The organism is Pseudomonas defluvii, assembly GCF_001695625.1.
GTDB classification, from domain to species: domain Bacteria; phylum Pseudomonadota; class Gammaproteobacteria; order Pseudomonadales; family Pseudomonadaceae; genus Aquipseudomonas; species Aquipseudomonas defluvii.
On sequence record NZ_MBPN01000155.1, the window covers coordinates 1 to 8,050 of the forward strand.

The window sequence follows — 8,050 nt, forward strand, 5'->3', positions numbered from 1 at the left end:
AGCCCAGACTACTGGCCTGGACGGCGCACGCAAAAGCGCCGTCCAGGCAGTTGGTGTCAATCCGGCATCTGATCGGTAACAAGCGCCACCAAGCGCTCGACACTTTCCCCCCAGCCGCGATGAAAACCCATGTCATCATGGGCCTGGCAATCTGCAGCATTCCAGTGCCAGGCACGGGCGGTATAGAGCGTCTTGCCGTGGAACTCCTCGAACGTCACCACGGTCGTCATGAAGGCCTTGGTCGATGGCACCCACCCCGGCCCGAAGGCATCGGTAAGCCAAAGCCACTCTGCCCGGATCAGGCGTTAGAGGGCTCATCGTGTTGTTCTCCTCAGCGACCAAGGTTGAAACTCACGCACTGAACAGGCTGATGTACACGCAGCCCATGCAGCGAAAATGCCTCCCAGAACGCTTCGACTACCGGGCTTTCAGTGGCAGCCAGATTTCAACCACATTGTTATCGCTGCCCGGATCGTAATCAGCACTGTAACGCTCGAACTCCGGCGCATCGGCGGCCTGCTCACCCGAACCTGGCAACCACTCCTTCCAGATCCGCTCGAACGTCTGGCCAATAGCGGATATCGCCCCCCGGTGCTCAAATACGGCATAGTGCTGTGGCGCCAAGGCGTACCAGCGGAACGTCTGCGCCAGCGCCTCGGTACTCGTCACTTCGACCCCGGCGATGTACTCGAAACCACCCTGACCATCAGGATTGCAGCATAGGCCATAGGTGTCGTGACCGACCTGCCCCGGCACCTTGCCGATATGGTGGGCAAAGCGTTGCCAGAGTACCGGAATGCCCTGCAGGGTCTGCTGGGTGTAACGCTCGCCAAGCCCGGCAATGGTGAACGCACGGCCATTTTCATAACGCGCCGGTGCAAACCCGGCGTCCTTCAGGGTCGACATAGCTGTGCCTCCATACAGGTTGAGCATTGCACGTCATGGCCACTGCCCTCATTGCACCGGGCCATGCCTCTGGGCTAGCGTAGCCGCATTGTCCGTTCCGGGAAACCAGCCATGGCCCTGATCACCGAACACCTGCATGCCTGCGGCCTGGTCGAGGCCTCTTGGGTCAAGGCCCAGGCGGCCAGTTTTCCACGACATACCCACGATGAGTATGTGCTGAGCGCCAACCTTCAAGGCGATGAGCACATCTGGCTAGATGGTCGTAGCCTGGACGTCAATCCCGGCCAAGTGACGGTGTACAACCCGCTGGCCGTCCAGGGTTCGGCGTTCGGCCCAAGCGGGGTCGAGTACATCAGCCTGCACCTGTCGCCCCAAGCCCTGGCGCGCGTCATTGCCGAGAACAACCTTGATCACCCCAACGGCTGCCCGAGCTTCGACCAAGGGGTACTGCAACACCCTGGGCTGTTCCAGGCCATCGTCGACTTCGCGCGCGTACGTGCGCAATCACCAGAGGAGGACGAAGAGGCGCTGATCAACCTGCTAAACCAATTGCTTGAACAGCCTTCGAGCACACCCGGCGAACAACGCAGTGCAGTCCTGCACACCGTACAGTTCATGCGTGAACACCTGTGGCGACGCCTGGAGCTGAATGAACTGGCCCGCATAGCTCGCTTGAGCAAGTACCATTTTGTACGCTGCTTCAAAAAGGCCACCGGGCTGGCACCACTGCAGTATCACATGCAACTGCGCCTGAGCGAGGCACGTCGGCATCTACGCGGCGGCCTGCATCCACAAGAGGTGGCGGCAACCTTGGGTTTCTATGATCAAAGCCACTTCATCAACGCCTTTCGCCGGACGCAAGGCCTGACACCCCACACTTACTGGATGGCTCACAGGGCGGTTGCGGGCACCGCCAGGATAAACTCGCGGTAACCGGAAACGATCACGTACACCGCGAAATAGCAGAAGATCCCTGCCGACGCCAGGTACGACCAGGTCAGTAAACGGTCGCCAAGCAAACGCCCGCCGTGGCTGGCGACCAGGCACAACGAGAGGCTCCAGAGCACCCCGGCAGCGAAGAAGCCGGCCAGGAACACGCCAGCCTCCAGCAGGCTGCCGCCGCCAGAGCGCGAGATGAGTACACCGCCTACCGCAGCGAACCAGAGAATCGCGCTAGGTGAGGACATGGCCAGGAAAACACCGCGCATGAACTCACGCCACGGTGACTCCACGACCACCTCATCACTGGTGTTCAAGTGCGCATCCCCCCGTAAGGCAGTGACCAGCATCCTTACAGCGAACCACACCAGCAGCAGCGATCCCCCCACCCACAACACCCAACGTACTGCCGTGTACTGCAACAGTACCGTCATTCCCGCCAGCGCGGCCACGGCATAAAGCAGATCGCCGATACAGGTTCCCAAACCCAGCCAGAAGCCCTGAAAAAAACCGCGACGCATGGCCAGAGTGATCATGGCGATGTTGGCCACACCGATATCCAGACACAGTGACAAACTCAGAAGAAATCCATTGGAAAAAGGCATGAACCGTCCATTACAGGTATTGCAAACAGGCGCTCATTAAACCCTGTTGCATCCGCTGCGTATTGGAAAAAATTGCCTGGTCACAAGCGCTTCAGAGACGGCAACTCAACCCGCCAGCACCTGGGCATAGCGTTCACGGTCGACATTCGCCCCACTGAGAATCACGGCAACCTTGCGCCCCTGCTGCCGCTCACGCTCCTGCACCAACGCCGCAAGGCCTGCAGCTCCAGCGCCTTCCGCAGTATTGTGCGTGTCCTCATGAAAAACCCGCATCGCCTCGGCGATTTCCTCGTCGCTGACCCGCACAATCCGTGCAGCCCCCGCACGCACAATTTCAAACGCTTCAGGCTGCGGCATACGGCAAGCCATGCCATCGGCAAAGGTATCGGCGCTCTCGGTGGTGACGATACAACCCTGCTCAAGGCTTTGAGCAAAGGCATCGGCCTGCGTTGACACCACACCGACGATCTCGGTGCGCAAGCCCAGCAGATCACGGGTGCGAATCAGGCCACAAATCCCCGACCCCATACCGATGGGCACGTAGATACAATCCAGCTGGTCAACGCCCTCGAACAGCTCCAACGCATAGGTGGCGACGCCGCGGATCAGTTCCGGATGAAACGCCGGTACCAGCTCATAGCCCAGTTCTCGTGCCAACCGGGCCGCCTCACTGCGCGCCTGATCGAAATCCTGGCCGAACTCGATCAACTGGGCGCCCAGGGCCCGCATGGCTGCGTTCTTTTCCCGCGAGTTGCCCACGGGGACGACAATAATGATCGGCAACCCGGCATTACGTGCCGCCAGCGCCAGGCTCTGCCCATGGTTACCGCGCGTGGCGGTGACCAGCCCCCGAACACCGGGTGAAGTCGCCAACAGCGCCTGAACATAAAGCAGGCCGCCCCGAACCTTGAATGCACCGGTAGGGGCATGGTTTTCATGCTTGACCCACACCTCACAACCCAGGCGCTCGGCCAGACGCGGCCAGGCATACTGAGGCGTGGCAGGAATGCTGGGGCGGATCAAACGAACAGCATCGCGCAGCGCAGGTAAATCAAACATGGCAATCACCTTCTCGGGTCAGGGTTTGACCCGATCTTAGTCATCACGCATTGTATGGGTAAAACCTTATATTGCATGGCCGACAATACATGTGGATACCGCTCCTGCCCAACACCCCCCAGCCACGCTACCTGGCCTTGGTCGAGGCCATTGCCGAGGCTATCGAGTGTGGTGAACTCAAGGTAGGTGATCGTCTGCCGCCACAACGGCGCCTGGCCTGGGCACTGGGCCTCAACCCCAGCACCACCCAACAGGCGTACCGCGAGGCCGCCGCCCGCCATCTGGTCAGTGGCGAAGTTGGCCGGGGCACCTACGTGCTGGCGGGAAGCAAGGAGGCCACGCTGTTCTGCCTGAAACAGGGCAAAGCGGCCCGCATCGACCTGTCGACCAACGTACCGGCCGTCAATCAACACAACGACGACGTCAAGCGCGCACTACAGACGTTGATAGACAACAACCAGACCCAGCGCCTGGAACACTACCTGACCGCCGATGAGCTTCTACTGGGGCGCGCACTTGGCGCCACCTGGCTGCGTAACCGTGGCCTGAGCCTTTCGCCGCAACAGGTGCTGCTCTGCGCGGGGGCCCAACAAGGCCTGTTCAGTCTGCTGTTGTCGCTGTGTCAGGCGGGCGACCCGGTACTGGTCGAAGCCCTCACCGCCCCCGGCATCAAGGCCGCCTGCCGTCAGTTGCGCCTGCCCTTGCACGGCGTTGCGCTGGATCAGCACGGCATCCGCCCCGATGACCTGGAACGCATGGCCCGCGCCACCGGTGCCCGCGTAGTGGTGCTGACACCCACCCTGCATAACCCGACCGGCAGTTGTCCATCACCGCAGCGGCAACGCGAGATCGCCGCCGTGGTCAGGCAGCATGGATTGTTGCTGATTGAAGATGATGTCTACGGTGCACTCACCGACAGCCCGCCGCTTTTCCCTTTGCTGGGTCGACAGGGTGTATTGGTGACCAGCCTGTCGAAAACCGTCGGCGCTGGGCTGCGCCTGGGCTGGATTGCGGCCGACACTGAGCTGCTGCAACGGATCGATCCACATACCCAGGCGACCCATTGGCCTGTATCGCCGCTCAGCGTGCAGATTGCCAACCGCTGGCTATCCGACGGTACAGCCGAGCGGCGCCTGGCCTGGCAGCGCGAGGAAATCGCACAGCGTTGGCGCCTGGCGCGCAAGGTCCTCGGCGCGGCACTGCAGGATGACAGCACCCCCTCCCCCCATCTCTGGCTCACCGGGCAGCGACCTGGTGCCGTGATGGCGGCGGCCTGTCGGGCCGAGGGCGTGGATGTGGTGCCGGCAGAAGTCTTTGCCGTCAAACAAGGGGATCTGCCCGCGATTCGGGTGAGCCTTTCGGCGGCCACCGACCGGGCAGTACTCAAACAGGCACTGGAACGTATTGCACATGTGCTCAATCAAAAACCGATTAAAGAACCCTGCACAACATAACCAACGCAGTTATTTATACCCTTAACAATAAAACCCCCGCTGCTGCGGGGGCTTGAGAACATCTGGCAATGCCTATTAACCGTTGCTGCAACCGTCACCCATGGCGCGGTATTCAATGGTATGACGCTGGCCCTGATGGTCTTCATAAGTCATGGTTGCTGGCACGACTTCACACACATTTGGCAGGGTCGACAGGCTGATTACCTTGGCAATATCGAGGTTTTGCGAGTAATCATACTGCTCGGCAACAGGTTGAGCGGCTGCCGTTTCAACTTCATCTGCCAGCGCAAATGTAGAAAAACCGATCAAGGCGAATGCAAGTAATTTTTTCATGTTAGTTGGCCTGCAAAGCAATCAAACAAACAAATTCACTTCATGCGCCGGATGGGCGGGGAGAAGTTGTTACATCACAGGTTGATGTAACACGAAGTACCGATCCCAATTAACTATTTTGTTTGGGATGTGCTTAGTTTACAGCGCAACTTCCGTCGTTAAATCCCGAAGCCGTACATTCACTATTACCGATTCCGTAACAATAACCACCTTGCACAGGGCTCGACGGGCCGACACCCCTGGTGTAAAACCGCGAGATAGAGCCTTGCGTGGAAACCCATCGTGCCTCAGATCCACTACTGCCTGCTGCCTGCCCTTGAGCAGCCACTGCTGAATAAATTCTACAAAAGCCAGGGTTCATCGATGCGTGCGGCTCCCGGCGGGCAACACTGGGTTGCACGCGCACCACAGCTCATCGCCGCGCTGAACCTTACGGCGGTGCCCGGTGGCAGTTGGTTGACCGGATTACTGGTGGGCACAGAATGGCGTGCGCAGGGCATTGCCCGGGGCCTGATAGAAACGGCAACGCGCCAAGAGGAAGGCAGCGTCTGGTTGTTCTGTCATCCTGATCTGCAGGCGTTCTACGCTCGGCTGGGCTTTGCATCAGCCCACACGTTGCCCGCCCCACTGGCGGACCGCCTGGTGCGCTATCAACGCAGCAAAGCCTTGCTGGCGATGGTTCGGCCTCAATCGTCCTGATCGACCAAGCCTGGAAACAACACCTCGGTGTAACCGAACTTGGCGAAGTCGTGAATGCGCGAAGGGTACAGCCGACCGATCAGGTGGTCGCATTCATGCTGCACCACGCGGGCATGGAAGCCTTCAGCCACTCGCTGAATCGGCATGCCCTGAGGGTCAACGCCTTCATAACGAATACGGGTATAGCGCGGTACTACACCACGCAGACCCGGCACCGACAGGCACCCTTCCCAACCGTCCTCGACTTCAGTGCCTAACGGTGTGATCACCGGGTTGAGCAGGATGGTCTGCGGCACGGCCTCGGCATCCGGGTAACGCTCGCTGCGCTCGAAACCAAAGATGACCAACTGCAGGTCAACACCGATTTGAGGTGCAGCCAGCCCGACCCCGCCAACATGGCGCATGGTCTCGAACATGTCAGCAATCAACTGCTCCAACTCGAGGCTGCCATACAGATAAGCTGGCACCGGTTGTGCGATGCGCAACAGGCGCTCATCGCCCATTTTCAGGATTTCACGAATCATGGGGCATTCGACTCAACGTTCGGGATCGGATTCAGGCTGGAGCGAATGATCGCGACCAAGTCCGGAAACATGCTTTTTATCATGGCTATGATCGTCATCGGTAAACGCCTTTTTGCCGAGGGTGCTGATCTCCTCGCACATATGGTCGATCACCGCGTTCATCTCTGCGCCCAACAGCAACACCGCCGCCGAGATATAGAAGTACAGCAACAGCACAATGATCGCACCGATACTGCCGTACATGGCGTTGTAATCGGCAAAGGTCTTGACGTAATAACCAAAGCCCAGAGACGCAATGATCCATACCACTACCGCCAACACCGAACCCGGTGTGATCAGACGGAATCTCTGCTTCACATCTGGCATCACGTAATAGATCAATGCCACCGCCACCATCAACAAAATGACAATGGCCGGCCAGCGCAGCACCATCCAGAGCGTAACGATGAAGTCCTCCATCCCCACCTGCGACGCGACCCAGGCCATCACCTGCGGCCCGAGCACCATGAAGGCAGCGGCAGCCAGCAACATACCGGCAATGCCCACGGTGTAGATGATCGACAGCGGAAAACGCTTCCAGATAGGCCGTTGCTCGACCACATCATAGGCCGCGTTCATCGCACTCATCATCAACCGTACGCCCGCCGATGCCGTCCACAACGCAACAACAATACCAATCGAGAGCAACCCACCCTTGGACTGCTGCAACTGGTCAATCACCGGGTTGACCTGCTCCAGTGCCTGCGGCGGCAGCACCAGCTCAGACTGCAAGCGCAACCAGGAGAAAAAGTCCGGCAGGTGCAGGAACCCGATCAATGCAATCAGGAACAGCAGGAAGGGGAACAGCGAAAACAGCATCTGGTAAGCCAGTGCCGACGCATAGGTGGACATCTCATCATTGAGAAACTCGCGGACCGTTCTCACCAGCACACGGTGAAGCGGCAAGCCGCGCAAGTCGGGAAATATCATGGTGTCTCCTGTCACTGCTCGACAGTCATCGGCAGGTTCCATGTGCGCGGTAACAGTGATCAACTCACGTTAGTTTAAATGAGCAACGGGCAGGCAGCACAACGCAACTGCAAAGAGATCAATCGCCCCATTGACCCACACTGCGCCCTCAACGTTCCATTTTTTCGTGCTGTGCGCTCGCTGTGGGACGCAGGTTTGCCTGCGATGGCTTCAGCTCAGATACCGTGAGCACGCGGTGCCTGCATCGTTGGCAAGCCAACACACAGCTATCTGCGCAGAGCACCGCATTTTTTCTGTGGGAGCAGGCTTGCCTGCGATAGCTTCAGCGCAGATGCCCGTGAGTACGCGGTGCCTGCATCCTTGGCAATCGCCTAAAGCCTTGGAAGCGGCCAGCTTGCCCCCCTTCAAGCAGCCCGGTCTATGGATCGAGAGACACGAGGCAGGTGAGGAAGCCGCTCCTCGAAAAAGGCCAGTAGATGATCGAGCTCGCGGCGCTTCGCAAACAACGACGCGACACTAAGGGCATCCTCCTTCATATAATCGTCATACCAAGCAAACTCCA

General features: G+C 59.2%; 9 protein-coding genes and 1 pseudogene. 3 read left to right on the forward strand and 7 right to left on the reverse strand.

Features of this window, described 5'->3' with window-relative positions:
• Positions 1 to 56: 56 nt before the first annotated feature.
• Positions 57 to 284, reverse strand: a pseudogene (locus EKA13_RS24780) (SRPBCC domain-containing protein); the annotation flags it as partial.
• Between the two features lie 133 nt (positions 285 to 417).
• The gene (locus EKA13_RS24785; RefSeq protein WP_065761759.1) at positions 418 to 906 is read right to left on the reverse strand and encodes a GyrI-like domain-containing protein; all 489 of its coding nucleotides are present in this window, start codon (positions 904 to 906) and stop codon (positions 418 to 420) included.
• A gap of 111 nt (positions 907 to 1,017) precedes the next feature.
• On the opposite strand from EKA13_RS24785, the gene EKA13_RS24790 reads away from it, so the two are divergent.
• Positions 1,018 to 1,839: a helix-turn-helix transcriptional regulator gene (locus EKA13_RS24790; protein WP_065761760.1), complete on the forward strand. Its 822-nt coding sequence runs from the start codon at positions 1,018 to 1,020 to the stop codon at positions 1,837 to 1,839.
• Here the strand turns inward: EKA13_RS24790 and EKA13_RS24795 are convergent.
• The gene (locus tag EKA13_RS24795) at positions 1,797 to 2,450 is read right to left on the reverse strand and encodes a LysE family translocator (RefSeq protein ID WP_065761761.1); all 654 of its coding nucleotides are present in this window, start codon (positions 2,448 to 2,450) and stop codon (positions 1,797 to 1,799) included. The genes EKA13_RS24790 and EKA13_RS24795 overlap by 43 nt on opposite strands.
• Before the next feature lie 105 nt (positions 2,451 to 2,555).
• Positions 2,556 to 3,509, reverse strand: coding sequence for a threonine dehydratase (locus tag EKA13_RS24800; RefSeq protein WP_065761762.1), 954 nt, complete (start codon positions 3,507 to 3,509; stop codon positions 2,556 to 2,558).
• Between the two features lie 89 nt (positions 3,510 to 3,598).
• Between EKA13_RS24800 and EKA13_RS24805 the strand changes: the two genes are divergently transcribed.
• Positions 3,599 to 4,963, forward strand: a complete 1,365-nt coding sequence (locus EKA13_RS24805; protein WP_065761763.1) for an aminotransferase-like domain-containing protein — start codon at positions 3,599 to 3,601, stop codon at positions 4,961 to 4,963.
• Positions 4,964 to 5,038: 75 nt separating this feature from the next.
• On the opposite strand, the gene EKA13_RS24810 is transcribed toward EKA13_RS24805, so the two are convergent.
• Positions 5,039 to 5,296: a DUF2790 domain-containing protein gene (locus EKA13_RS24810; protein ID WP_065761764.1), complete on the reverse strand. Its 258-nt coding sequence runs from the start codon at positions 5,294 to 5,296 to the stop codon at positions 5,039 to 5,041.
• A gap of 282 nt (positions 5,297 to 5,578) precedes the next feature.
• Here EKA13_RS24810 and EKA13_RS24815 point away from each other — a divergent pair, with 282 nt between their 5' ends.
• Positions 5,579 to 5,995 (forward strand): GNAT family N-acetyltransferase, encoded by a 417-nt coding sequence (locus tag EKA13_RS24815; protein WP_065761765.1) that lies wholly within the window; start codon positions 5,579 to 5,581, stop codon positions 5,993 to 5,995.
• On the opposite strand, the gene def is transcribed toward EKA13_RS24815, so the two are convergent.
• A complete protein-coding gene (gene def / locus EKA13_RS24820; RefSeq protein WP_065761766.1) occupies positions 5,983 to 6,519 on the reverse strand; it encodes a peptide deformylase in 537 nt (178 codons plus the stop codon). The genes EKA13_RS24815 and def overlap by 13 nt on opposite strands.
• A gap of 12 nt (positions 6,520 to 6,531) precedes the next feature.
• Entirely contained in the window at positions 6,532 to 7,488 is a 957-nt protein-coding gene (locus EKA13_RS24825; protein WP_065761767.1) for a YihY/virulence factor BrkB family protein, read from the reverse strand.
• Positions 7,489 to 8,050 lie beyond the last annotated feature (562 nt).

Excerpts from the sequence above, each read along its gene's own strand:
- def (WP_065761766.1), bottom strand. The coding sequence starts at position 6,519 with ATGATTCGTGAAATCCTGAAAATGGGCGATGAGCGCCTGTTGCGCATC.
- EKA13_RS24790 (WP_065761760.1), top strand. The coding sequence starts at position 1,018 with ATGGCCCTGATCACCGAACACCTGCATGCCTGCGGCCTGGTCGAGGCC.
- EKA13_RS24785 (WP_065761759.1), bottom strand. The coding sequence starts at position 906 with ATGTCGACCCTGAAGGACGCCGGGTTTGCACCGGCGCGTTATGAAAAT.
- EKA13_RS24810 (WP_065761764.1), bottom strand. The coding sequence starts at position 5,296 with ATGAAAAAATTACTTGCATTCGCCTTGATCGGTTTTTCTACATTTGCG.
- EKA13_RS24800 (WP_065761762.1), bottom strand. The coding sequence starts at position 3,509 with ATGTTTGATTTACCTGCGCTGCGCGATGCTGTTCGTTTGATCCGCCCC.
- EKA13_RS24825 (WP_065761767.1), bottom strand. The coding sequence starts at position 7,488 with ATGATATTTCCCGACTTGCGCGGCTTGCCGCTTCACCGTGTGCTGGTG.
- EKA13_RS24805 (WP_065761763.1), top strand. The coding sequence starts at position 3,599 with ATGTGGATACCGCTCCTGCCCAACACCCCCCAGCCACGCTACCTGGCC.
- EKA13_RS24795 (WP_065761761.1), bottom strand. The coding sequence starts at position 2,450 with ATGCCTTTTTCCAATGGATTTCTTCTGAGTTTGTCACTGTGTCTGGAT.